General features: G+C 48.3%; 26 protein-coding genes and 2 tRNA genes. 24 read left to right on the plus strand and 4 right to left on the minus strand.

Translation table 11 applies throughout. From position 1 onward, the window contains the following. Position 1 precedes the first annotated feature (1 nt). Positions 2-652, plus strand: a complete 651-nt coding sequence (locus ACTHSX_RS03765) for a TIGR01621 family pseudouridine synthase (RefSeq protein ID WP_440376852.1) — start codon at positions 2-4, stop codon at positions 650-652. A 75-nt stretch (positions 653-727) separates the two neighbouring features. Here the strand turns inward: ACTHSX_RS03765 and ACTHSX_RS03770 are convergent, their stop codons facing one another. Then, on the minus strand, positions 728-1654 hold the full coding sequence (locus ACTHSX_RS03770; RefSeq protein ID WP_003748251.1) for a LysR family transcriptional regulator: 927 nt from the start codon (positions 1652-1654) through the stop codon (positions 728-730). A 175-nt stretch (positions 1655-1829) separates the two neighbouring features. On the opposite strand from ACTHSX_RS03770, the gene ACTHSX_RS03775 reads away from it, so the two are divergent. The 6 genes from ACTHSX_RS03775 (at position 1830) to ACTHSX_RS03800 (ending at position 6860) form a co-directional block, all read left to right on the plus strand. Then, entirely contained in the window at positions 1830-2579 is a 750-nt protein-coding gene (locus ACTHSX_RS03775; protein WP_440376853.1) for a Nif3-like dinuclear metal center hexameric protein, read from the plus strand. Between the two features lie 122 nt (positions 2580-2701). Continuing rightward, on the plus strand, positions 2702-3283 hold the full coding sequence (gene petA / locus ACTHSX_RS03780) for a ubiquinol-cytochrome c reductase iron-sulfur subunit (RefSeq protein WP_049350863.1): 582 nt from the start codon (positions 2702-2704) through the stop codon (positions 3281-3283). An 18-nt stretch (positions 3284-3301) separates the two neighbouring features. Continuing rightward, positions 3302-4825, plus strand: coding sequence for a cytochrome b (locus ACTHSX_RS03785; protein WP_440376854.1), 1524 nt, complete (start codon positions 3302-3304; stop codon positions 4823-4825). A 14-nt stretch (positions 4826-4839) separates the two neighbouring features. Further along, positions 4840-5625, plus strand: coding sequence for a cytochrome c1 (locus ACTHSX_RS03790; RefSeq protein ID WP_254322270.1), 786 nt, complete (start codon positions 4840-4842; stop codon positions 5623-5625). A gap of 213 nt (positions 5626-5838) precedes the next feature. Next, the gene (locus ACTHSX_RS03795) at positions 5839-6444 is read left to right on the plus strand and encodes a glutathione S-transferase N-terminal domain-containing protein (protein ID WP_003685910.1); all 606 of its coding nucleotides are present in this window, start codon (positions 5839-5841) and stop codon (positions 6442-6444) included. 11 nt (positions 6445-6455) lie between these two features. Beyond that, a complete protein-coding gene (locus ACTHSX_RS03800) occupies positions 6456-6860 on the plus strand; it encodes a ClpXP protease specificity-enhancing factor (RefSeq protein ID WP_440376855.1) in 405 nt (134 codons plus the stop codon). Between the two features lie 141 nt (positions 6861-7001). Here ACTHSX_RS03800 and ACTHSX_RS03805 read toward each other — a convergent pair. The 3 genes from ACTHSX_RS03805 to ACTHSX_RS03815 all read right to left on the minus strand — a co-directional run bounded on the left by ACTHSX_RS03805 (position 7002) and on the right by ACTHSX_RS03815 (position 8418). Beyond that, a tRNA-Ala gene (locus tag ACTHSX_RS03805) sits at positions 7002-7077 on the minus strand. Between the two features lie 6 nt (positions 7078-7083). Beyond that, positions 7084-7160, minus strand: a tRNA-Met gene (locus ACTHSX_RS03810). Positions 7161-7266: 106 nt separating this feature from the next. Continuing rightward, entirely contained in the window at positions 7267-8418 is a 1152-nt protein-coding gene (locus tag ACTHSX_RS03815) for a class I SAM-dependent methyltransferase (RefSeq protein ID WP_440376856.1), read from the minus strand. Between the two features lie 402 nt (positions 8419-8820). Here ACTHSX_RS03815 and mraZ point away from each other — a divergent pair, with 402 nt between their 5' ends. The 17 genes from mraZ to ACTHSX_RS03900 all read left to right on the plus strand — a co-directional run bounded on the left by mraZ (position 8821) and on the right by ACTHSX_RS03900 (position 24943). Next, positions 8821-9276, plus strand: coding sequence for a division/cell wall cluster transcriptional repressor MraZ (mraZ, locus tag ACTHSX_RS03820; protein WP_039861849.1), 456 nt, complete (start codon positions 8821-8823; stop codon positions 9274-9276). Then, positions 9273-10235 carry a 16S rRNA (cytosine(1402)-N(4))-methyltransferase RsmH gene (gene rsmH / locus ACTHSX_RS03825; protein WP_314053292.1) on the plus strand — a complete coding sequence of 321 codons (963 nt, stop codon included), beginning with the start codon at positions 9273-9275 and terminating at the stop codon, positions 10233-10235. The genes mraZ and rsmH overlap by 4 nt, the downstream gene beginning before the upstream one ends. 63 nt (positions 10236-10298) lie before the next feature. Beyond that, on the plus strand, positions 10299-10562 hold the full coding sequence (gene ftsL / locus ACTHSX_RS03830; RefSeq protein WP_003681879.1) for a cell division protein FtsL: 264 nt from the start codon (positions 10299-10301) through the stop codon (positions 10560-10562). Positions 10563-10640: 78 nt separating this feature from the next. Continuing rightward, positions 10641-12389 carry a peptidoglycan D,D-transpeptidase FtsI family protein gene (locus ACTHSX_RS03835; RefSeq protein WP_440376857.1) on the plus strand — a complete coding sequence of 583 codons (1749 nt, stop codon included), beginning with the start codon at positions 10641-10643 and terminating at the stop codon, positions 12387-12389. Positions 12390-12415: 26 nt separating this feature from the next. After that, entirely contained in the window at positions 12416-13894 is a 1479-nt protein-coding gene (locus tag ACTHSX_RS03840; protein WP_440376858.1) for a UDP-N-acetylmuramoyl-L-alanyl-D-glutamate--2,6-diaminopimelate ligase, read from the plus strand. A 180-nt stretch (positions 13895-14074) separates the two neighbouring features. Continuing rightward, on the plus strand, positions 14075-14596 hold the full coding sequence (locus ACTHSX_RS03845; RefSeq protein ID WP_440376924.1) for a M23 family metallopeptidase: 522 nt from the start codon (positions 14075-14077) through the stop codon (positions 14594-14596). A gap of 191 nt (positions 14597-14787) precedes the next feature. After that, positions 14788-15519, plus strand: a complete 732-nt coding sequence (locus tag ACTHSX_RS03850) for a hypothetical protein (RefSeq protein WP_263340355.1) — start codon at positions 14788-14790, stop codon at positions 15517-15519. Between the two features lie 49 nt (positions 15520-15568). Next, positions 15569-16936 carry a UDP-N-acetylmuramoyl-tripeptide--D-alanyl-D-alanine ligase gene (locus ACTHSX_RS03855; protein WP_440376859.1) on the plus strand — a complete coding sequence of 456 codons (1368 nt, stop codon included), beginning with the start codon at positions 15569-15571 and terminating at the stop codon, positions 16934-16936. Between the two features lie 2 nt (positions 16937-16938). Beyond that, on the plus strand, positions 16939-17370 hold the full coding sequence (locus tag ACTHSX_RS03860; RefSeq protein ID WP_049331932.1) for a hypothetical protein: 432 nt from the start codon (positions 16939-16941) through the stop codon (positions 17368-17370). Positions 17371-17386: 16 nt separating this feature from the next. After that, entirely contained in the window at positions 17387-17536 is a 150-nt protein-coding gene (locus ACTHSX_RS03865; RefSeq protein WP_003748282.1) for a hypothetical protein, read from the plus strand. Between the two features lie 101 nt (positions 17537-17637). Then, on the plus strand, positions 17638-18720 hold the full coding sequence (gene mraY / locus ACTHSX_RS03870; protein ID WP_004518887.1) for a phospho-N-acetylmuramoyl-pentapeptide-transferase: 1083 nt from the start codon (positions 17638-17640) through the stop codon (positions 18718-18720). A gap of 116 nt (positions 18721-18836) precedes the next feature. Continuing rightward, entirely contained in the window at positions 18837-19325 is a 489-nt protein-coding gene (locus ACTHSX_RS03875; RefSeq protein ID WP_440376860.1) for a group II truncated hemoglobin, read from the plus strand. A 52-nt stretch (positions 19326-19377) separates the two neighbouring features. Continuing rightward, positions 19378-20295 (plus strand): SEL1-like repeat protein, encoded by a 918-nt coding sequence (locus ACTHSX_RS03880; protein WP_440376861.1) that lies wholly within the window; start codon positions 19378-19380, stop codon positions 20293-20295. A 69-nt stretch (positions 20296-20364) separates the two neighbouring features. Next, complete coding sequence (locus ACTHSX_RS03885; protein ID WP_440376862.1) at positions 20365-21288, plus strand: SEL1-like repeat protein; 924 nt, start codon at positions 20365-20367, stop codon at positions 21286-21288. Between the two features lie 43 nt (positions 21289-21331). Continuing rightward, on the plus strand, positions 21332-22669 hold the full coding sequence (gene murD / locus ACTHSX_RS03890; protein WP_440376863.1) for a UDP-N-acetylmuramoyl-L-alanine--D-glutamate ligase: 1338 nt from the start codon (positions 21332-21334) through the stop codon (positions 22667-22669). Positions 22670-22682: 13 nt separating this feature from the next. Continuing rightward, a complete protein-coding gene (locus ACTHSX_RS03895) occupies positions 22683-23243 on the plus strand; it encodes a L,D-transpeptidase family protein (protein ID WP_440376864.1) in 561 nt (186 codons plus the stop codon). Between the two features lie 203 nt (positions 23244-23446). After that, complete coding sequence (locus tag ACTHSX_RS03900) at positions 23447-24943, plus strand: amidase (RefSeq protein WP_440376865.1); 1497 nt, start codon at positions 23447-23449, stop codon at positions 24941-24943. Positions 24944-25175: the final 232 nt, after the last annotated feature.

The raw sequence follows: 25175 nt of genomic DNA on the forward strand, positions 1-25175 counted from the left end.
AATGTGGGATATTGTTTTTGAACACAAAGACTTTGTGGTCATCAATAAGCCTGGCGGCGTATCGGTACACAGCGAATCGGAAGGGGATGTTTGCTTGACCGCTTCGCTGGCACAGCAGCTCGGTGTTGAGCGTGTGTGGCTGGTTCACCGTTTGGACAAAGCCACCAGCGGCCTGTTGCTGTTTGCATTAAACCGCGACAGCGCGGCGGCTTTATCGGTGCAGTTTGCCGAGAAAACCATGCGTAAAACTTATTTGGCACTCGGTACGCACAAGCCGGCGAAAAAGCAGGGTTGGGTAAAAGGCGGTATGGCGCGTTCGCGGCGCGGTACATGGAAGCTGACGCGTGATGAGGATAATTTTGCCGTCACCCGGTTCAGCAGCCAAAGCCTGAAGCCCGGTTTGCGCCTGTTTGTGTTGCAACCGTTTACCGGCAAAACCCATCAGCTGCGCGTGGCCATGAAAAGCATAGGCAGTCCGATTTTGGGCGATACGCTGTATGGCGGCGATGAGGCGGAACATCTGTTTTTGCACGCTTGGCGTTTGGTTTTCGACTATCGTGGCGAGCATTTCGATATTCGGGTTGCGCCTGATAAAACATGGCCGTCTGAAATCGATTTGTCGGCGTGTTTGGGCTCGGATGAATCCGAATAGAAGCAGTGAAATTTTTGTGTATATTAAAAAAGGCCGTCTGAAAATTGTTCAGACGGCCTTTTGATTGTTTCAAATTTACATTTCCAATTCGCTCAAACCCGGCAAGTCGGCAAAACAGCGGTCATGCGTGATTTGGCAGAAGTTGTCCAGATAGCCTTTGTTGGCATCTTCCGTACGAATGGCGGCATAAAGTTTGCTTTGCAGGCCGTCTGAAGTGATTTTGCGGTGGACGACGTAGCCTTTTTCCAAATACGGCATGACTGTCCAATAGGGCAGGGCGGCGATGCCGCGTTTGCTGGCAACCAGCTGAATAATGGCAATGGTCAGCTCGCTGTGGCGGCGCGGCGGATTAATGCCTTTGGGCAGCAGCACTTTTTTGGGTAAATCCAGCATTTCGTCGGGGACGGGATAAGTAATCAAGGTTTCGTCGATAAAGTCTTCCGCTTCCCAAACGTCTTTGTCGGCAAGCGGGTGGTCTTCTGCGCAGATGCCGACCATTTCATAGGCAAACAGAGGGCGGTAGCTGATACCGTTGAGCGGCTCGGCTTCGGAAACGATGGCAAGGTCGGCGCGGTGTTGCAGCAGCAGCCCGACCGGATCGGCTTGGAAACCGGAAACGATGTCTAATTCAACTTGCGGCCATAACGGGCGGAACTCGCCCATGGCAGGCATCAGCCAGTCAAAGCAGGTGTGGCATTCGACGGCAAGTCTGAGTTCGCCGGCTTCGCCTTCGATAATCCGTACCAAATCACGTTCGGCGGCGGCAACCTGCGGTAACAGCTCACGTGCCAGTTGCAGCAGGCGCATACCGGCCGGAGTGAAGCGTAAAGGTGTGGATTTGCGTTCAAACAACGGCGTTTCGTAATAATTTTCCAAGGCGCGGATTTGGTGCGACAGGGCGGATTGGGTCAGGAAAACCCGTTTGGCGGCAAGGGAAACGCTGCCGGTTTCTTCTAAAGCCAGCAAGGTTTTGAGATGACGCAATTCGATAATAGAGTCCATGTGTTTTCAGACGGCCTGTGGGTAAGGTGGGGTATATTAAAATAATTCATGATGATGTGCAAATGATTAATGTTGGGAATGATTGCTGAAATCGGAATGTAAGAATTTGAGGCATAAACAGATTTTGCGGTTAGAATGCGAAGCTGTTTTTGAAGATAGATATAAGGAGCGGAATATGGCTTTACGCCGTGAAATTCTGGCTTGGTGCGATGAGACATTGCAGGTCGGGCTGTTTAAGGACTATGCACCCAACGGTTTGCAGGTCGAAGGCAAAGGAGAAATTGCCAAAATCGCCACTTCGGTTACCGCCAGCAAAGCTGCAATCGATTTTGCCGTAGAGCAGGGGGCGGATCTGCTTTTGGTTCACCACGGTATGTTTTGGAAAAGCGAGCCTGTCACGATTACCGGTTGGAAAAAAGCACGCATTGAAACCTTGCTGCAACACCAAATCAATATGGCAGGCTACCACCTGCCGCTGGATGCGCACCCGCAATTAGGCAATAACGCGCAGTTGGCCGAGAAACTCGATTGGGTGCTCGAAAAACAATTCGGCGAGCAAAACCTGTTGAATACAGGCCGTCTGAAAACTACGCAAACATTGGCGCAGTTGTCTGAACGCATTGAGGCGGTATTCGGTCGCAAGCCGACCGTTATCGGCGATCTTGAACGTAAAATCAAACGTATTGCCTGGTGCAGCGGCGGTGCGCAGGGATTTTTTCAGACGGCCGTAGACGAAGGTGTCGATGCGTATCTGACCGGTGAAATTTCCGAAGCGCAATATCATCTTGCCAATGAAACAGGTGTGGCATTTATCAGCGCTGGCCATCATGCGACAGAACGCTACGGCGTACGTGCCTTAGGCGATGCCGTGGCAGAAAAATTCGGTATCGAAGTGGTTCACTTTGATGAAAACAATCCTGCTTGAGTATTGAGAAATATCATAAAACTTTACCTTATTTTAAATAATGCTTTGAGTATTACAACAAACTAGGTAGAATTACGCTGTTTAATGGCTCGGTATTCCCAAAATTTTAGGACGACTGAATAATGGATAATCAAGAAATCAACAACGGTCGCCGCCGTTTCCTGACACTGGCTACATGCGGTGCAGGCGGTGTGGCGGCTCTAGGCGTAGCTACGCCTTTCGTGGCCAGCTTCTTCCCATCGGAGAAAGCTAAGGCTGCCGGTGCTGCTGTCGAAGTAGATGTCAGCAAAATCGAAGCAGGCCAAATGCTGACTGCCGAATGGCAGGGTAAACCGATTTGGCTGGTCAACCGCACAGATCAACAGCTCAAAGACTTGAAAAGTTTGGATGGTGCAGTTGTCGATCCCAATTCCGAAGTGGATCATCAGCCCGAAAACTGTAAAAACGAGCACCGTTCGATCAAGCCGAACCTCCTCGTCGCTATCGGTATCTGTACCCACCTGGGTTGCTCTCCGACTTACCGTCCCGACATTGCTCCCGCCGACTTGGGTGCAGACTGGAAAGGTGGTTTCTTCTGCCCTTGCCATGGTTCGAAATTCGACATTGCAGGCCGAGTATACAAAGGTGTTCCTGCACCGACCAACTTGGTTGTACCGCCTTACAAATATCTGAGCGATACAACTGTTTTGGTGGGCGAAGACTAAAAATAAGGAACGATAATTATGGCAAACCAAACCAATAGCAAAGCAAAAGCATTGTTAGGCTGGATGGACGCTCGCTTCCCTCTGTCTAAAATGTGGAATGAGCATTTGGCTCAATACTATGCGCCGAAGAACTTCAACTTCTGGTATTACTTCGGCTCTTTGGCTCTGCTTGTCCTTGTAATTCAAATCGTCAGCGGTATTTTCCTGACCATGAACTACAAACCGGACGGCAACCTTAACGCCTACCATCTGCCTGCTGCCTTTACCGCAGTAGAGTACATCATGCGCGACGTGTCCGGCGGCTGGATTATCCGCTACATGCACTCCACTGGCGCATCTTTCTTCTTCATCGTCGTTTATCTGCACATGTTCCGTGGTCTGATTTACGGTTCGTACAAAAAACCTCGTGAATTGGTGTGGATTTTCGGTTCCCTGATTTTCTTGGCATTGATGGCAGAAGCCTTTATGGGTTACCTGTTGCCTTGGGGTCAAATGTCCTTCTGGGGTGCGCAGGTAATTATTAACCTGTTCTCCGCCATCCCTGTTATCGGCCCTGATTTGTCCACTTGGATCCGTGGTGACTTCAACGTTTCCGACGTTACTTTGAACCGCTTCTTCGCCCTGCACGTTATCGCTGTACCTTTGGTATTGCTCGGCTTGGTTGTGGCACACATCATCGCCCTGCACGAAGTGGGTTCTAACAACCCTGATGGCGTTGAAATCAAGAAAAACAAAGACGAAAACGGTATTCCACGCGATGGGATCCCATTCCATCCTTACTACACCGTTAAAGACATCTTGGGCGTCGTTGTATTCCTGATTGTCTTCTGTTCTGTGTTGTTCTTTGCACCTGAAGGCGGCGGCTACTTCTTGGAAGCGCCGAACTTCGATGCAGCAAATGCGTTGAAAACACCTCCGCACATTGCTCCGGTATGGTACTTCACTCCGTTCTACGCAATTTTGCGTGCGATTCCTTCGATGGCAGGTACTCAGGTATGGGGTGTAATCGGCATGGGTGCAGCAGTTGTGTTGATTGCCTTGTTGCCTTGGCTGGATAAGTCACCTGTAAAATCTGTTCGTTACCGCAACAACTCTTTCAAAGTAATGTTGGCGTTGTTTGTTGTATCTTTTATCGGCTTGGGAATTTTGGGTGCATTGGTAGCAGATGATACTCGTACAGCTTTTGCTCGCGCATTCAGTTCATTCTATTTCTTGTTCTTCATCGGTATGCCTTTGCATACAAACCCTAAATGGTTGGCTGAAAAAGCTGGTGGTATTAAATATTTAATCAGTCTGTTGGTTTATGCAGCTTTAATTATTTATAACCTGTATTTAGTTGCAGTCTTGCCAAATTACATCGTTAAGGCGTTCGTTCTGGCTTACACTGTTTTCTTTGCAGCTATTCCATTCCTGAATGCGTTTAATAGCGAAAAAGCCACGCCTGAACGCGTAACCATGAGCACTACTAAACAAAAAATTATGTTCTTTGTTTACGTCGGTATTACCGTTGTCGGTGCTTACTTGTTTGCAACCAATATCTGATGAGGGCAGCGAAAATGAAACAAACTCTGAAAAACTGGTTTGCTGCCTTATTGCTGGCAGTACCTATGAGTGCAGCCGTCGCCAGCGGCGGCGGACACTACGAAAAAGTCGATATCGACCTGCGTGACCAAGTCAGCCTGCAGCACGGTGCGCAAATCTTTACAAACTACTGTTTGTCTTGCCACTCTGCAAGCGGTATGCGCTTCAACCGTCTGAAAGACATCGGTTTGACTGAAGATGAAATCAAGAAAAACCTGATGTTCACAACAGATAACGTTGGTGATGTCATGGTAGCGGCAATGGATCCGAAAGATGCCTCCAAATGGTTGGGTGCGCCTCCGCCGGATTTGACCCTGATTGCCCGTTCTAAGGGTGCAGACTACCTGTACGCCTATATGCGCGGCTTCTATAAAGACCCAACTCGTCCGAACGGTTGGAACAATACTGTTTTGGCCGGTGCGAGTATGCCTCACCCATTGTGGGAGCAACAAGGTGTTCAAGCCGTTGAGTTGGATGCCAAAGGTCAGCCCGTTATGATTAAAGACGAGCATGGCAACCTGACTCCTAAGCTGTATTGGGAATCTACTGGTCTGCAAAGCCGTCGCCTGCCTAATGGGAAAGTGATCCAAAAAGAGTACGATACTTATGTACGCGACTTGGTGAACTACTTGGTGTACATGGGTGAGCCTGCTCAGTTGCAACGCCACCGCATCGGCTACATGGTTCTGGCATTCCTGTTTGCGGTAATGCTGCCATTGGCTTACTTCCTGAAAAAAGAATTCTGGAAAGACGTTCACTAATTCTTTTGAATCAAAAAGGCAAACCTGTTTCAGGTTTGCCTTTTTGTTTGTGAAATTGGTTTATGCGGAAATAATGTAAATTTTAAAATTACTTAATATAAACAAAGTGATATGTGAAATTTCTGGATTAAGTATTTGAAATTATGTATAATTCTGTCTGAATTCTTATAAGGCTTAAGGCCGTCTGAAAAGATTTATCAGGAGTAAAAGATTATGATGACATTGTATTCAGGTATTACTTGTCCATTCAGCCAACGCTGCCGTTTTGTGCTGTACGAAAAAGGCATGGATTTTGAAATCAAAGATGTGGACGTGTTCAATAAACCTGAAGACTTGGCTTTGATGAATCCGTATAACCAAGTACCGGTTCTGGTTGAGCGTGATCTGATTTTGCACGAATCAAACATCATCAACGAATACATTGACGAGCGTTTCCCTCATCCTCAGTTGATGCCGGGTGATCCTGTTATGCGCGGTCGCGGCCGTTTGGTACTGTACCGTATGGAAAAAGAATTGTTCAGCTTGGTGCAAGTGTTGGAAAACCCTGAATCTACCAATAAAGAACAAGCTAAAGCGCGTGAAGCCATTGGCAACGGTTTGACACTGTTGGCACCATCTTTTGCTAAAAACAAATATATCTTGGGCGATGACTTCTCCATGATTGATGTTGCTTTGTCTCCGCTGTTGTGGCGTTTGGATTATTACGACATCAAACTGGGTAAATCTGCTGCGCCTTTGCTGAAATACGCCGAGCGTATTTTCCAACGCGAAGCCTTTATTGAAGCATTGACTCCGGCTGAAAAAGCCATGCGCCGCTAAGGGACGGATCTATGGCAACTTCAACCAAACCGTATTTGTTGCGTGCTTTGTATGAATGGTGTTTGGATAATAACCAAACACCGCACATCGTGGCTTGGGTAAATGAACATACCCGTGTGCCGATGCAGTATGTGCGTGATAATGAAATTGTTTTAAATATTGGTCCTACCGCCAGCCATAACTTGAATATCGACAACGAATGGGTTAATTTCTCTGCACGCTTTTCCGGCGTGGCGCACGAGATTTGGATTCCAGTCGGTCATATTGTCAGTATATTTGGCCGCGAAAGTGGAGAGGGTATGGGGTTTGAGATAGAACCATATCAGCCTGCTTCTGTTGAAGCTGCGGAGGCCGAAGATAAAAAAGCTGAATCTGCGGAAGATAAACCGAAGAAAGTATTGAAGCTTGTGAAGTAATTAAAGACAAAAGGCCGTCTGAAATGTTTCAGACGGCCTTTATTGATTGGGGGTATTGAAGTGGCAAAATTAATGGGCAATCAGTTATTAATTAAGCCAAACAAAAAAGCTCTTGTGTTTAACAAGAGCTTTTTTGTTTAGTGGTGGAGGTAAGCGGGATCGAACCGCTGACCTCTTGCATGCCATGCAAGCGCTCTACCAACTGAGCTATACCCCCGAAATTTGGTGGCGAATCAGGGATTCGAACCCCGGACACAAGGATTATGATTCCTCTGCTCTAACCGACTGAGCTAATTCGCCGTTTCGTGAAGTCGCTATTATAGTTTTTTTTGAATATTTGGCAAGCGCTAATTTTGCTTTTTTTTATTTCTTGTTGTTTTTAAAAAATAAAAAGTAGGTTATCAGGTTATAGCTTGTGGCAAATATCGCCGTGGCTGAAGCCTGTCCAATCGATATCGATGTCTTTGCCAAAAGCGATCACTTTAAAAAGTTCTCCCATTTCGTGCTGATGTATCAGTTTCTGTACTGCTGCTGCGGCTTGGATATATTCAACCGAATCCGGGCTGCCGATTTGTGCCAGCAGATCGGTGATGCCGAGATTGAGTAGGAAATAAGATTGGGGCAGGTAGCCGATTAAGTCTAAACCTGATTCCGTGCCGGCTCGTGCGATATCGGTGAAATTGACGTGTGCAGTCAAATCGGTCAGGCCGATATTGAAAAATGGATTATGGATAGTGTGATGGCGATAGTGGCCGATAAATGTGCCTTCCTTACGTTGCGGGTGGTAATACTGAGCGGCATCGAAGCCGTAATCGATAAATATCATGCCGCCGCGCTGCAATTTGGCGGCCAGGGTTTGGATAAAGGCATATTGTGCAGGATGCAGCTCGCTTGTGTATGAGGGAAGGGGAGGGAAGTATAAGGCGGCTGTTTGCGTAAGTTCGGCTTGTGCCAATGGTCTGATGGCTTCGATTAGCCCGTCATTCTCTAAACTGACGCCGATTTGTTGAAACCTTTCCTCTTGATAAATCAAGCGTTCCACCGGCATGGCATCCAATACTTCGTTGCCGATGATGATGCCGTCAAAGTGTTCTGGTAATGCGGTAAGGTGGATGACTTTTGCTGCTGCTTCGGGAGATGTGTGCTCAATAATATGTTGGCGTTGTCTCTCTGCAAGTTCTGCGGATAACTCAATAATATAGTAATGATTCAGGCCGTCTGAAAGGTCTTGCAAGAGTGTGGCAGCGAGATGACCTGTGCCTGCACCAAATTCGTAGATATTACCTGCTGTTTGCGGCAGTAATTCGGTAAGTTGTTTGGCAAGGGTTTGTCCGAATAGGGGGGAAAGGGTGGGGGCGGTAATGAAGTCGCCGTCCGTACCGATTTTATGACTGCCTCCGCTGTAATAGCCGTATTGAGGTGTGTAAAGGGCAAGCTCCATAAAACGGGAGAAGGGTATCCAGTTTTGATGTTGTTTAATTTCGTTTTTTATGAGCTTGGTCAGGTGTGCTGAAGAGGCTTGTGCATCAGGGGAAGGGAGGGGGAGTTGTGGCTTCATGACTGTTAGATAATGTAAAAAATTTGAATTTGTTTGTATATTATAGCCCCTTGTGACAGGGGTGGTAATCGGGTATAAAAATACTATATATAGTATTTTAAAAACACAAATAATACTATATATAGTGTTTTATGCTATATGAGATGACTGATATATTAATTTGTCATGCATTTTTGTATATATAAGCTATTGAATTTTAAGTGTTTAGTGTTTCATTTCAGATAAAGGGTTGATTTGACCTGATTGCCAAAATTTCTTATAGTGTCGGTTAGTGGGGCATAGTGGGTGAAAGTGGTTACTTTTTCCTAAAAAGTGTTCCGTAGGAGTGAAAACGAAATATTTTAGGAAGGTGGGATTTTTAATCCCACTCTAGTTTTATTTTAATCGAATTTGGGGTGTGATGTGTTTGGCGGTGCTCATGAATTGAGTATGGACAGTAAAGGGCGGTTGGCGATTCCTGCCAAATTCCGCGATATTTTGCTGCGCCGTTATACGCCTGCAATTGTGGTTACTCTGGATTCTCGAAAAAAATTATTGATGTACCCCGAGCCCGTTTGGGAAGAAAAAGCCGAGCAGATTTTGAAGTTGAAAGTAGCCGGCAATGAAGCTTTGCAACGGTATCAGAATTTACTGCTGCACAATGCGGAGATTTTGGAATGGGACAGCGCCGGACGCGTTTTGATTCCGGCGAATCTGCGCAAACGCGTGGATTTTGAAAAAGAAGTTACTTTGGTTGGCCGTGCAAACCGTATGGAGTTGTGGGGTCGCGAACATTGGGAAGAGGAAATGAATCAGGCTTTGGATATTGATCCTGATGAGTTGGCTTTCCAATTGAGTCAAACGGATTTGCAATTGTGAGTAAAGTTGAAAATTATCAGCATGTTACTGTCTTGTTGCATGAGGCGGTGGATGCGTTGGCAATCCGTGAAGACGGGATTTATGTGGACGGTACGTTCGGTAGGGGAGGGCATTCCCGGCTGATTTTGTCGCGTTTGGGTGAGCAGGGTCGTTTGGTTGTTTTTGATAAAGACCCCGAGGCGATTGCGGTAGCTAATGAATTGGCAAAGCAAGATAAGCGCGTCAGTGTCGTACACAATGGTTTTGAAACATTTCAGACGGCCTTGGATGAATTAGGCATCGATAAGATTGACGGTGCGCTTTTTGATTTGGGGATTTCGTCGCCGCAAATTGACGATGGCAGCCGCGGATTCAGTTTCCGCTTTGATGCGCCGCTGGATATGCGGATGGATCCGACTCGCGGGATGTCTGCGGCAGAATGGATTGCAACCGCATCCGAACAGAATTTACACGAGGTAATTAAGAATTATGGTGAAGAGCGGTTTAGTCGCCAGATTGCGCGTGCCATTGTTGCGCAACGCGAGGAGAGTCCCATCGATACAACCCGCAAGCTGGCGCAGCTTGTGGCGCAAAACGTCCGTACTCGTGAGCGCGGACAAGACCCTGCAACACGCACCTTCCAAGCAGTTCGCATCTTTATTAACCGCGAGCTCGAAGAGGTAGAGGCAGTTTTGCCGCAAGTTGCAGGCCGTCTGAAAGAGGGTGGACGCTTGGCTGTCATTGCGTTCCATTCGCTGGAAGACAGAATTGTGAAGCAGTTTATTAAAAAATATTCGCAACATGCGCCATTGCCCCGTTGGGCGGTGGTTAAGGAAGCGGATTTGCCTCAGCCGCCTTTGAAGGCTGTGGGCAAAGCAATCAAACCGGGTTCGACAGAGACTGAAGCCAATCCGCGTGCGCGCAGTGCAGTTTTGCGTGTGGCGGAGCGAAGCAGTGGCGAATTTTCGGTTATTGAGTAGGGGATGGCGTCTAAACGCTGTCGTAAGAGATAGTCCTGTTGACAGGCCGTCTGAAAGTTTGAGATGGGTAAGTTGAATATTTTATTGCTGGTTTTGGTGACGGTCTCAGCCTTTGCTGTAGTGTTTAAGCAAAACCAGTCCCGTTTGCATTTTATCGAGTTGGATAAGGCGCAAAAACGGGAAATTCAGTTGGAACAGGATTACGCGCGCTTGAAATTGGAGCAGGCTAGGCTGGCAAACCACAAACTGATTAAAGTGGCGGCCGAAAAGCAACATCTGCTTCCGCCGGGTGCGCATAATACGGCTATGCTGGAACGCAAAAAATAAGAATACAGAGCCTTGCATTGGTGCAAGATTTACGGGATTTGATGGCTCACTGAGCAGCTAAGTCATGAGAAGTTCAACATGTTAATTAAGAACGAATATAAACCTCAAATGCTGTCTGGAACAACAAAAACGAAAAAGCCGCTGACAAGTAACGGGCGAATTGGTTTGGTGCTGGGCGCTGTTGCGCTGGCATTTACCGGTCTGTTGGTACGCGGGGTTTATCTGCAAACCAGTCAGCATGAATTTTTGAAGAATCAGGGCGACCAACGTTTTGTGCGTACGCTTCCGCTGCCGGCATCACGCGGTATGATTACCGACCGCAATGGTGCCACATTGGCTTTGAGTGCGCCTACCGAATCATTGTATGCCATGCCTTCCGGTATGGAGGAAATGCCGACTGCAGAACAATTAGAAAAACTGTCGGCCATTGCCGATGTGCCCGTTGAAGTTTTGAAAAATAAATTATCTAAAAAAGACAAAGGCTTTATCTATCTGAAACGCCAACTCAGCTACGAGAAAGCAGAAGAAATCAAAGCATTGGGCATTAAAGGCATCGCATTCCAAAAAGAATTGAAACGCCATTACCCAATGGGCAATCTGTTTGCACACGTTATCGGTTTTACCAATATTGACGGCAAAGGTCAGGAAGGCTTGGAGCTTTCCCGTGAAGACAGCCTGCGCGGTGAAGATGGTGCGAAAGTCGTATTGCGTGACAACAAAGGCAATATCGTAGACAGCCTCGATTCTCCACGCAACAGCGTGCCTAAAAACGGCCAAGACATGATTTTGTCTTTGGATCAGCGTATTCAAACGTTGGCTTATGACGAGTTGAACAAGGCTGTGGCTTATCACAAAGCCAAAGCGGGTACGGTTGTGGTATTGGATGCGCAAACCGGCGAAATTTTGGCTTTGGTCAACAGCCCGGCTTACGATCCGAATCAACCGGGTCAAGCCAATAGCGAACAGCGTCGCAACCGCGCCGTAACCGACATGATTGAACCTGGTTCTGCCATGAAACCGTTTACCATTGCCAAAGCATTGGATTCCGGTAAAGTGGATACAACCGATACGTTCAACACCTTGCCTTACAAAATCGGTCCGGCTACCGTACAAGATACCCACGTTTATCCTACTTTGGATGTGCGCGGCATTATGCAAAAATCTTCAAATGTTGGTACCAGTAAACTTTCTGCCATGTTTACGCCTAAAGAAATGTACGATTTCTATCATGATTTAGGTGTGGGTGTGCGTATGCATTCGGGCTTTCCGGGTGAGACTGCAGGTTTGTTGAGAAGCTGGCGCAGATGGCAAAAAATCGAACAGGCAACTATGTCTTTCGGTTATGGCCTGCAATTAAGCTTATTGCAATTGGCGCGTGCCTATACTGTCTTGACCCATGACGGCGAATTGTTGCCGGTCAGCTTTGAAAAACAAGCGGTTGCCCCTAAAGGCAAGCGCGTCATCAAAGCCTCTACTGCGAAAACAGTGCGCGAGTTGATGGTTTCCGTTACTGAAGCCGGCGGTACCGGTACTGCCGGTGCTGTGGATGGTTTCGACGTAGGTGCGAAAACCGGTACGGCGCGTAAACTGGTCAATGGCCGTTATGTGGACAACAAACACGTCGGTACGTTTATCGGCTTTGCTCCGGCTAAAAATCCACGCGTGATCGTGGCCGTTACCATCGACGAACCGACTGCCAACGGCTATTACGGCGGCGTGGTTGCCGGTCCCGTATTCAAAGAAGTCATGAGCGGAAGCTTGAACATCTTAGGCGTTTCCCCGACCAAGCCTTTAAGTAATACCGCTACTGTCAAAGTACCGTCATAATCCAAATAATCAAAGAGATATTGTTTATGTTCAGCAAGTTAACCCCCTTGGCTGAAACCAACTTTCCGCCTCTGCTGTGTGAAAACGCAGCAGGGCGTTTGTTGCATTCAGACAGCCGACAAATTAAACAGGGTGACATTTTCGTTGCCTGTCAGGGCGAATATACAGATGGCCGCAGCTATATTCCTGCCGCCATCGCCAACGGTGCCACCTTTGTTTTTTGGGATGATGACGGCAAATTCACATGGAATCCCGAATGGAACGTTCCCAATCAAGGCATTAAAGATCTGAAACATCGTGCCGGTATGTTGGCGGCACAGGTTTACGGCAATGTTTCAGACGGCCTTAAAGTTTGGGGCGTAACCGGCACCAACGGCAAAACCTCCATCACACAATGGCTGGCGCAAGTCGCCGATTTGTTGGGCGAAAAAACCACCATTATCGGTACAGTTGGCAATGGCTTTTGGGGTGCATTGGAAGAGACCACGCATACCACGCCTGCCCCTGTCGATGTTCAAACCCTGCTCTACCGCTTCCGCCAGCAAGGCGCAACAGCCGCCGCGATGGAAGTTTCCAGCCACGGCCTTGACCAATCGCGCGTCAACGGCGTGCCGTTTTGCAGTGCAATCTTCACCAATCTCACCCGCGACCACCTCGATTACCACGGCACCATGGAAGCCTATGGTGCCATCAAATCGCGCCTGTTCTACTGGTATGGTCTGCAACACGCCATCATCAATGTCGATGATGAATACGGCGCAGAACTGGTAGGCCGTCTGAAAAAAGACTGTCCCGATTTAGTCGTTTACGGCTATGGTTTTAGCGAACACGCCGATATCCGCATTACCGATTTCACCGCTTCTTCAGACGGCATGGAAGCCGTATTCCAAACACCATGGGGTGAAGGAAAATGCCGCACGCGCCTGCTCGGATGCTTCAACGCGCAAAACCTCGCCGCCTGCATCGCCTTGCTTTGTGCCAACGGTTATCCGCTTGATAAAGTATTGGATGTGCTGGCAAAAATCCGTCCCGCCTCAGGCCGCATGGATTGTATCATGAACAGTGGCAAGCCCTTGGTCGTCGTCGATTACGCCCATACACCTGACGCATTGGAAAAAGCACTCTCCACCTTGCAGGAAATCAAACCTCAGGGTGCGGCTTTGTGGTGCGTATTCGGCTGCGGCGGTAACCGAGACCGCGGCAAACGCCCATTGATGGGTGCGGCAGCAGTTCAGGGTGCCGATAAAGTAGTGGTTACCAGCGATAACCCACGTTTGGAAAATCCACAAGACATCATCAACGATATTTTGCCTGCCGTACCTAATCCTGAACGCGTTGAGGTTGATCGTGCCGTTGCCATCCGTTATGCGGTTGAGCAGGCTGCCGCGAACGACATCATTCTGATTGCTGGTAAAGGGCATGAAAACTATCAGGATGTACAAGGCGTGAAACACCATTTCTCCGATTTTGAAATCGCAGAAAAAGCATTGGCAGAGCGCGGATAGACCATATCACAAATGTTCAGACGGCCCGAAACCTTAAGGCCGTCTGAAAAAGATTTAACCATACAAAACAAAAGCAATACGACACACGCATTACGGCACGTCAGCCATTAAACCCATCACAGTTGTTTGTTTCAGAAGGCTTTTTAGAAAGGCCGTCTGAACAACAAGGAGACCGATTTGATGCTGAAAATGCCGACAAAAACCTTATTAATCAGTGCAGCCGTGGTTTTATTCGCAGGCTGTACAACCAAACAACTTCCGCGTCCTACTGCCGAAATCGAACAATTGAGGGCGCAACAGCCTCCGGTCGAGCAAAGCCTGCCGAATCCTGTTAAAGGCAAGCGTTTTGACGACACTTGGGGCGCGGCGCGCAGTCAGGGGCGCAGGCATGAAGGTGTGGATATTTTTGCTAAGAAAAATACGCCGATACGCAGTACCACGCCCGGCATCGTCACCAAAATCGGGCGCAACCGATTGGGCGGTAAAGTTATCGGTATTCAAGGGCCGGGTGCGTGGCATTACTATGCCCACCTGAATAAATTTGCCCGTATCCGCCTGTATGAGCGAGTAAAAGAAGGGCAGGTCATCGGCTATGTCGGTAAAACCGGCAATGCCAGAACCACACCGGCACACCTGCATTACGGCGTGTATCTGCCAAACGGCGCGGTGAATCCGTATCCGTTAATTAATCAGGACAAATAGGCCGTCTGATAAATAAGGTGCGCAATATAAGGGAGGCGCTTTTGGGTATTTTCAAAGGTTGATGTGTTTTTTCAGACGACTTCTTGCTCGTTATGCTGTTCTCCGACTGTTATACGCAGGTTCAATCTCGGTATCTCATGAGTAAAACTGTGGTATGACAAGGCTTTTTTAATATTACAGAAATAAATTAAATGATTGATTTACAAGAAGCTTTGCTGAAGAAATATGTGGAGGTTTTAAACAAGCCGGAGTATCAGGATTTGTTGCATGCAATTAACAATAAGGACAATAAATTGTCCAATATCCATTTGGGCTTTGTCCCTGAACATTATGAAAGCGCAGAACACAAAATTTTGATTGTCGGCAGAGAAACACGCAGTTGGTACGATAGCAAGAAATTTGATGAATATCATGCCGAAAATGTAAGGCAACTGATGTCGTTAAGCAAAGATTTTATTTGGCGGAATTTGACTGGAGATTTAAAAAGAAACACAAGAGGGGCTACATTTTTCAATTTCGTCCGCAGGGTTGCCAAGCGAAGTGGGAACGAAGGCATCTTGTGGGCTAATATTTTTGCGGTGGACTATAAAACTAAACATCCCAAGCATTCGGATTGGTTCGAAGATATAAAAACACTTTCCTGTAAATTACTGCGTGCCCAAATTGAAATTTTAAAGCCACAGATTATTCTTTTCGTAAGCGGAGATGGCGGCGTAGCGGCGCGGAGGGAATGCTTTCCTGATTTGTCCGGCTCGGGTCAAGGCATAAACGGCTTGAATAAGGGAAAACTGGAAAAATTTTCTTTTGAAGGTGATAAGGAAATAATATGTTACCGAGCACCTCATCCCAGTACCAGAAATCGAGAAGGAAGGCACGCTTTAAAGGTGCTTGTCGAAGAGTTGCTGCCTTCTGCCAAAATGTAAAATGCCTTTACAATAAAATGCCTGTTTGAAAAAACAAACGAAAGAAACCATGAAACTACTAGACCTAAATTTCATCTGCCAAACTCTCGGACTTCCGATGCCGTCTGAAAATCAACCCGTTTCGCGTATCGTAACCGACAGCCGCGATATTCAGGACGGCGATGTATTTTTCGCGCTTGCCGGCGAACGCTTTGACGCGCATGACTTTGTTGAAGATGTATTGGCAGCGGGGGCAACGGCGGTTGTGGTTTCGCGTGAAGATTGTGCGACTTTGAAAGGCGCGTTGAAGGTTGACGATACGCTTGCGGCTTTGCAAAAACTGGCGAAGGCGTGGCGTGAAAATGTGAATCCGTTTGTCTTCGGCATTACCGGCTCTTCAGGCAAAACGACAGTTAAAGAGATGTTGGCCGGCGTATTGCGTCATCGATTCGGTGATGAAGCTGTGTTGGCGACTGCCGGCAATTTCAACAATCATATCGGACTGCCGTTGACTTTGTTGAAATTAAACGAAAAACACCGCTATGCCGTCATTGAAATGGGTATGAACCATTTTGGCGAGTTGTCTTTGCTGACCCGAATCGCCGGTCCGAATGTCGCTCTGGTCAATAACGCTTTGCGCGCGCATGTTGGTTGCGGTTTCGATGGTGTCGGCGATATTGCTAAAGCTAAAAGTGAAATCTACGAAGGTTTGTTTGCAGACGGTATTGCGCTGATTCCATGCGAAGATGCCAATATCGCTACATTTGAAGCCGCTACTGCACAACTGAATGCTCAGACTTTCGGCATTGCCAGTGGCGATGTCCATGCAGAAAATATTGAGTTGAAACTGTTGTCCTGCGAGTTTGATTTGGTGCGTGACAATGAACGTGTTGCCGTGGTGTTGCCAGTCCCCGGCCGTCACAATGTGCATAATGCCGTAGCGGCAGCGGCTATGGCTTTGGCGGCAGGTTTGAGCCTTGCCGAAGTTTCAGACGGCCTGAAAAATTTCAGTAATATCAAAGGCCGTCTGAATATCAAGCAAGGCATTAAAGGCGCGACTTTGATTGACGATACTTATAATGCCAACCCTGACAGCATGAAAGCCGCCATTGATGTGCTCGCCGCTATGCCTGCGCCGCGTATTTTTGTAATGGGCGACATGGGCGAATTGGGCGAGGACGAAGCCGCAGCCATGCACGCCGAAGTTGGCGCGTATGCACGGGATAAAGGCATCGAGGCCGCATATTTTGTCGGTGACAACAGCGTTGAAGCGGCAGAGACGTTTGGTGCGGAAGGTTTGTGGTTTGCAGATAAAGATCCGCTGATTCAAGTGTTGAGCCACGACTTGCCTGAACGCGCTACTGTATTGGTCAAAGGCTCGCGCTTTATGAAGATGGAAGAAGTGGTCGAGGCACTGACGGATAAAGAGGTTGTCTGAAAATGGAACAGAAAAGGAAACGGCCTATACTGTTGCAGGTTATCGTTGGGATGATGGTAGTGGCAGCAGTGTTATGGCCGGTTGTAGTGTGGCAGTACATCAAAGATGTAGGATTTGAGACAATAAGCGAAGCATACGAAAGCACAAGAGGACGTTGGGGTTGGTTTGAATTTTGGTTAGGAAATTTTCATTTGCTTGTGCAAGTGATATTGATGCTGGTTAGTGCTGTTGGATTATGGAGAGGTAAGGATTGGGCGCGTAGGTTATGGCTGTATGGCTGTATACTGTATATCGTCTACAATATGGTCGGTTATTTGGTTTCCCCTAGAATCGGGTTTCCATTGTTGGATGTCATTATTCGCGCTGCAATTTGTTACAGCTTGTTTTGCTTACATCCCAAGGATTATTTTCAGACTCAAGAAAATAAAACTTAAGAAGGCCGTCTGAAATATGAAAAAGATTTTACTATTGGCTGGTTTGCTGATTGCTGCGTTTTATGCTGGAATGAAAGTACAGGCATTTATTTATGAAGATACCTGCTTGGATTTGGGCGGCGGAAAGAATCCTGGAAACTATCCGATTTGCGTGGTAGAGAAATAATCTTACTCAACAAGGCCGTCTGTAATTTCAGACGGCATACCGATTTATTTTTAATTGGGCAATAAGCCCGCTGTAACAACAAAAACAAAAAAGGAAGCCCCATGTTTTTATGGCTCGCACATTTCAGCAACTGGTTAACCGGTCTGAATATTTTTCAATACACCACATTCCGTGCCGTGATGGCTGCGCTGACTGCTTTGGCGTTTTCTCTATTGCTTGGTCCGTGGACCATCCGCAAACTGACTGCGCTTAAAGTAGGCCAAGCCGTCCGTACCGACGGACCTCAAACCCACCTGATCAAAAACGGTACGCCAACCATGGGCGGCTCGCTGATTTTGACCGCCATTACCGTGTCCACAATCTTGTGGGGCAACTGGGCAAATCCTTATATCTGGATTCTCTTAGGAGTCTTGCTTGCTACCGGCGCACTCGGTTTTTACGACGATTGGCGCAAAGTGGTTTATAAAGACCCTAACGGCGTGTCTGCCAAATTTAAAATGGTGTGGCAGTCGAGCGTCGCCATCATTGCCGGTTTGGCGTTGTTCTACCTTGCGACAAATTCCGCCAACAATATCCTGATTGTTCCCTTCTTCAAACAAGTTGCCTTGCCGCTTGGCGTGGTCGGCTTCTTGGTGTTGTCCTACCTGACCATCGTCGGCACATCCAATGCCGTTAACCTGACCGACGGTTTGGACGGCTTGGCCGCATTTCCCGTTGTACTTGTTGCCGCCGGTCTTGCCATTTTTGCTTATGCCAGCGGCCACTCCCAATTCGCCCAATACCTGCAATTACCTTACGTTGCCGGCGCAAACGAAGTGGTAATTTTCTGTACTGCCATGTGTGGCGCATGTCTCGGCTTTTTGTGGTTTAACGCTTATCCGGCACAAGTCTTTATGGGCGACGTCGGCGCGCTCGCGCTTGGTGCGGCGCTCGGCACTGTTGCCGTCATCATCCGCCAAGAATTTGTCCTCGTCATCATGGGAGGTCTGTTTGTTGTCGAAGCCATTTCCGTTATGTTGCAAGTCGGTTGGTACAAACGCACCAAAAAACGCATCTTCCTGATGGCACCGATTCATCACCATTACGAACAAAAAGGCTGGAAAGAAACCCAAGTCGTCGTCCGTTTCTGGATTATCACCATCGTCTTGGTGCTGATTGGTTTGAGTACCCTCAAAATCCGCTAAATCTCCAAAGGCCGTCTGAAAGTTTCAGACGGCCATTATGTAGGATAAGCATGCTTGTCTGAATCCTCTATTTCAAAAATAAATCCCGCAATAATCCACACAGAAAGTCCCCAAACATGTACCAATCTTTCGGCGGCGCAACCGGCATCCGCACCCTGACCGACCGTTTCTACGACTTAATGGAACTTGAGCCGAAATACCAAGCCTTGCGCCAAATGCACGGCGAAGACATGACCCTGATACGTGAAAAGCTCTACGAATTTTTCAGCGGCTGGCTCGGCGGACCGCAACTCTTTGTCGAAAAATACGGCCATCCCCAACTGCGCGCCCGCCATATGCCGTTTGCCGTCAACGTACAAGTCCGCAACGAATGGATCGCCTGTTTTGCCCAAGCCATGATCGAACTGGACATTGACAAAACACTTGCCGAACCAGTTTTAATCCAAGTTTTTGCGATGGCAGATTGGTGTCGTAACCAAAACGAAGACGGTATCGAACCGCCTATGCCGCCGATGGCGGTTGATCCATGGGTACGCGCACCGGAATTGCAGCAGATTTTGAGTAGCTATGGTGTAAACGGATTTTTTGAGGGATTTGCAGATTAAGTTTGTTTGAAAATGCTGCTATGACATTAAAGAATATAAGAGAGAATGTAATATGAAGAATTGGTTGAGAAAGATAGCAGTTGTTTTGTTTGGATTTGGACAGATGGCTAATGCAAGTGATATCCCAAATTTCGCAGAAACAGAGCAGGATGCAAAACAAGGAAATGCAGCATCCCAATTTAATTTGGGTTTGATGTATTACTTGGGGAAAGGGGCGCCCAAAGATTATAAACAGGCAGAACATTGGTTCCGTAGAGCAGCAGAGCAAGGGGACGTGGATGCGCAGAGCAATCTAGGGGGATTGTATTATAAGGGACAAGGTGTTGCCCAAGATTATGAGCAAGCCAAATATTGGTTTCAAAAAGCTGCTGCACAAGGCTTTGCTAAAGCTCAGTATGATTTAGGAATAATCTATTTTTTTGGTAAAGGCATTGAACAAGATTATGATCAAGCAGCTCGATGGTATGAAAAGGCAGCAGAACAAGGGTATCTTGATGCCCAATACAATTTAGCCATTATGTATGATAACGGATTCGGTGTTAGTAAAGACCGCAGTAAGGCGGTTGAATGGTATCGAAAGGCTGCAGAGCAAGGAGATAATCAAGCACAATATACTTTGGCTACAAGGTATATGCATGGCGTAGGCATACAAAAAGATTTTAAACAGGCAGTACAATGGTTACGTCGTGCAGCAGATCAAGAAAATATCAAAGCTCAACTTGATCTTGGTGTGGCTTATCATAATGGATTTGGTGTTCGTCAAGATGAAAAGCAGGCCTTATATTGGTATCGTAAAGCAGCCGAGCAAGGAAGTTCTGAGGCCCAATATAATTTAGGTGTTATGTATCATTACGGACAAGGTGTTCCTCAAAATCAATCTGTTGCCAAAGAGTGGTTTGGCAAGGCATGCCATAATGGATCGCAACAAGGTTGTGATGCTTATCGAAAGTTGAATCAGGAAGGATATTGAATTTTTCTAAAGGCCGTCTGAAAACTAGGATCAAACAGAAACAATAATCTGAATGTAATGGATTTAAAAATGAATAAATTATTAAAAAAAATGATGGTAGCCCTGTTATCTTTGGGCTTGGTGCAAGCAGCTTGGGCTGATAATGTGCCGGATTTTAAGGAAACGTTTCAAGTTGCGAAGCAAGGAAATGCTAAAGCCCAATATAATTTGGGTGGGATGTACTACAATGGGCAAGGAGTTCGTAAGGATTATGCACAGGCAGTGCAGTGGTATCGCAAGGCGGCAGAACAAGGGAATGCTAAAGCCCAATATAATTTGGGTGTGATGTATGAAAAAGGACAAGGTGTCCGCAAAGACTATGTTGAAGCGGTCAGATGGTATCGCAAGGCGGCAGAACAAGGGATTGCAGAAGCCCAATTTAATTTAGGTTTGATGTATTACAACGGACAGGGAGTCCGTCAAGACTATGTACAGATAGTGAAGTGGTTTCGCAAGGCTGCAGAACAAGGGATCGCACAAGCCCAATTTAATTTAGGTGTGATATACGACAATGGGCAAGGAGTTCGTAAGGACTATACACAGGCAGTGCAGTGGTATCGCAAGGCTGCAGAACAAGGGTTTGCACAAGCCCAATTTAATTTGGGTGTGATGTACGAGAATGGGCGAGGAGTTCGTCAGGACTATATACAGGCAGTGCAGTGGTATCGCAAGGCGGCAGAACAAGGGATCGCACAAGCCCAATATAATTTGGGTTTGATATACAACAATGGGCAAGGAGTTCGTCAGGACTATATACAGGCAGTGCAGTGGTATCGCAAGGCGGCAGAACAAGGGATTGCAGAAGCCCAATTTAATTTGGGTGTGAAGTATGCCAATGGGCAAGGAGTTCGTCAGAACTATAAGATTGCCAAAGAGTGGTTTGGTAAGGCTTGTGATAATGGATTCCAAACAGGTTGTGATGCTTATAGAAAATTGAATCAGGCAGGATATTGAATTTTTCTAAAGGCCGTCTGAAAAAACTTAGGATAAAACCAAAATGACTTTTCAAAATAAAAAAATCCTCGTCGCCGGACTCGGCGGCACGGGTATTTCCATGATTGCCTACCTGCGTAAAAACGGCGCGGAGGTTGCCGCTTATGATGCGGAGTTGAAACCGGAGCGCGTGGCGCAAATCGGTAAGATGTTTGACGGGCTGGTGTTTTACACGGGTCGTCTGAAAGATGCGTTGGACAATGGTTTCGATATTCTGGCGCTCAGTCCCGGCATCAGCGAGCGGCAGCCGGATATTGAGGCGTTCAAGCAAAACGGCGGGCGTGTGCTGGGCGACATCGAATTGCTGGCGGACATTGTGAACCGTCGCGGTGACAAGGTGATTGCGATTACCGGCAGCAACGGCAAAACGACGGTAACGAGCTTGGTCGGCTATCTCTGCATCAAGTGCGGGCTGGATACCGTTATCGCGGGCAATATCGGTACGCCGGTTTTGGAGGCGGAATTGCAGCGCGAAGGCAAAAAGGCGGACGTGTGGGTGTTGGAGCTTTCCAGCTTCCAACTGGAAAACACCGAAAGCCTGCGCCCGACTGCGGCGACGGTATTGAACATTTCCGAAGACCATCTCGACCGCTACGATGATCTGCTTGATTATGCGCATACCAAGGATAAGATTTTCCGTGGCGATGGCGTGCAGGTTTTGAATGCGGACGATGCATTCTGCCGTGCGATGAAGCGTGCCGGGCGTGAGGTGAAATGGTTTTCGTTGGAACATAAAGCCGATTTTTGGTTGGAACGTGAGATAGGCCGCCTGAAACAAGGCGATGAAGATTTAATTGCCACGCAAGACATCCCGTTGCAAGGCTTACACAACGCCGCCAACGTCATGGCTGCCGTGGCTTTGTGTGAGGCCATTGGCTTGCCACGAAACGAATTGCTCGAACACGTCAAAACCTTCCAAGGCCTGCCGCACCGTGTGGAAAAAATCGGCGAGAAAAACGGTGTGGTGTTCATCGACGACAGTAAAGGCACGAACGTCGGCGCGACAGCCGCCGCGATTGCCGGTTTGCAAAATCCGCTATTCGTGATTTTGGGCGGCATGGGCAAAGGGCAGGACTTTACGCCCCTGCGCGACGCGCTTGCCGGTAAGGCCAAAGGCGTGTTCCTGATCGGCGTCGATGCGCCGCAAATCCGCCGCGATTTGGACGGTTGCGGTCTGAATATGACCGACTGCGCCACTTTGGAAGAAGCGGTTCAGACGGCATACGCCCAAGCCGAAGCGGGTGATATCGTGTTGCTCAGCCCTGCTTGTGCGAGCTTTGATATGTTTAAAGGCTATGCGCACCGTTCGGAAGTGTTTATCGAAGCGTTCAAAGCTTTGTAAGGCCGTCTGAAAGATGAAAGTCGGGTTGAAAATCGGCTTGGCGACAGTCGTACTTTTGGCTGTCGCCGCTTCGATGTTTTGGTTTGTCGCGCCGATTCGTTCCACGACAACCGTTACTACGCCAAGCGAAACGCCGTTGCCTGAAGATGCAGTTATCGACAGATTGGTCGTGCATAAAAGTAAGCGCACCATGTCGGTGTACTCGCAAGGCAGGTTGCTAAAAACCTATCCTATTTCGCTGGGCAAACAACCGGTCGGGCATAAACAGTTTGAAGGCGACGGCAAAACGCCCGAAGGAAAATACCGCATCAATGAACGTAATCCCAACAGCGGCTACCACAAAAACCTCGGCGTTTCCTACCCCAACGAAGCCGACAAAGCCTACGCGGCGGCACAAGGCAAAAGTCCGGGCGGGCTGATTAAAATCCACGGCATGAAAAACGGTTGGGGTTTTATCGGCAAAAAACACCTGCAAAAAGACTGGACCAACGGCTGCATCGCGGTAACGGACGAGGAAATCGACGAACTCTACCGCAGCGTAAAACACAATGCGGAAATTGAGATTCTGCCGTAAACCATGTGCGACATTGCTTCAAAGGTCGTCTGAAAACGTTAAGGCGGTTTCAGACGACCTTTTTGCAGCAGCGGCAAACTTGTTCTTTGCCTTTATCCGGTGTTACTGTTTCTTAAAAATTGCCTATGCGGGCAAACGGCGAAAAGGCGGGCAGCCATGCCTGACCGAAAAAACGTGTGTTCATCAATCCGAAAGGAAAACCCATGAATTTTCAAGACTACATCCGTTACGATGCCGTCGGTTTGGCAGAGCTGATCCGCAAAAAAGAAGTGTCCGCCGATGAAGTGTTGCAGGCTGCTTTAAACCGCTTGGACGAAGTCAATCCCAAGCTCAATCTGTTGGCGCACGATTTGCGCGAACGCGCGGCAGCGTGGCAGGGGTCGTCTGAAAATGCCGATACGCCGCTGGCGGGCGTGCCGTTTTTGCTCAAAGACTTGCTGGCGGATTGGGAAGGCGCGCCGACATGGTCGGGTTCGCGCATGATGCAGCATTACATTGCCAAACAAAACAGCGATTTGACCCAAGCCTATCTCGATGCGGGGCTGCGCGTGTTCGGCAAAACCACCACGCCCGAATGGGGCGCGTATCCCGTTACCGAAACCGAAATTTACGGCATCACGCGCAATCCGTGGCATTTGGATTACACCGCGGGCGGCAGCAGCGGAGGCGCGGCGGCGGCAGTGGCTTCGGGCGTCGTACCCGCAGCGCACGGCAGCGACGGTGGCGGCTCCATTCGCTTACCCGCGCACAACTGCGGCGTGTTCGGGCTGAAACCCACGCGCGGCCGCAGCAGTTACGCGCCGAACGCATCGGAGGCATGGCAAGGTTTGGTATGCGACCATGTGTTGACCCGCAGCGTGCGCGACAGCGCGGTTTTGCTGGACATCGCCGCCCAAACCCAAGCCCGCGCCCTGTATGCCTGCCCGCCGCCGCCCGAAAACGGTTTTGCAGACAGCCTGAAACTAGAAACAGGTCGTCTGAAAATCGCTTTTTGGAAACAGACATGGTTTGGCGGCGGTAACGACGAAGGCACGGAAGCCGCGTTCGCCCATAGTTTGAAACTGATGCAAGACACGGGACACGAATTGGAAGAAGCCACGCCCGATTTTGTGCCGCCCGAACAATTAAACCGAGCTGCCCGCATCATCGTCATGGGTGAAACGGCAAAACTGTTTTACCAATATCAATACGAAACCGGACAAAAACTGCCGCACCGCCTGCTTGAGCCGACAACGTGGGCAATGATTGTGCAGGGGCGGCAAATCAGCGCGGGCGAAATGGCTTGGGCGCGCGACGTGATGTTGGCGCAGGAACGTGCCGCCAAAGCATTTTTTACGCGCTACGACGTGTTGATGACGCCCGTCTGCCCGCGCACCACGCCGAAAATCGGCGAGATGATGCCGCCACCCGCCGCGCAAAAAGCCATGCGCCTGCTGTTCGGCACGCTGCGTTTGGGTTTTCTGTTGAAAAACAACCCGTTTTTAGAAAAAGAAGCCACCGCCGCGCTGCAATACGTCGGTTATACGTCGCCGCTGAACATGAGCGGCAACCCCGCCATGAGTGTGCCGCTTTACCGGCATAACGGGCTGCCCGTCGGTACCCAGTTCGCCGCCGCACACGGGCGCGAAGACACGCTGCTTAGCCTCGCCGCGCAGTTGGAACAGATACAGCCATGGGCGGAAATACAGCAGTTGGCTTAGGGTTTGCATTAGATAAAAAGTAGCCTATTTCCCTGAAGAAAAGATTTATACAAGGCCGTCTGAAAATATAAAAGTGTTTTCAGACGGCCTTTTGCCGGTATCAAAGGGTAGGGGAGGGCGCAAAGAACGTCGGAATCCGGCATCTTTAAAGATTCTGAATTGTTGGTTTGGAAATAAACCTTTAAAATAACGTTAATTCATTTTTTCAGACGGCCTCTTGCCCATTTTCAGG

This window comes from Neisseria sp. P0014.S002, assembly GCF_051958295.1.
Classification (GTDB): Bacteria; Pseudomonadota; Gammaproteobacteria; order Burkholderiales; family Neisseriaceae; genus Neisseria; species Neisseria flavescens_B.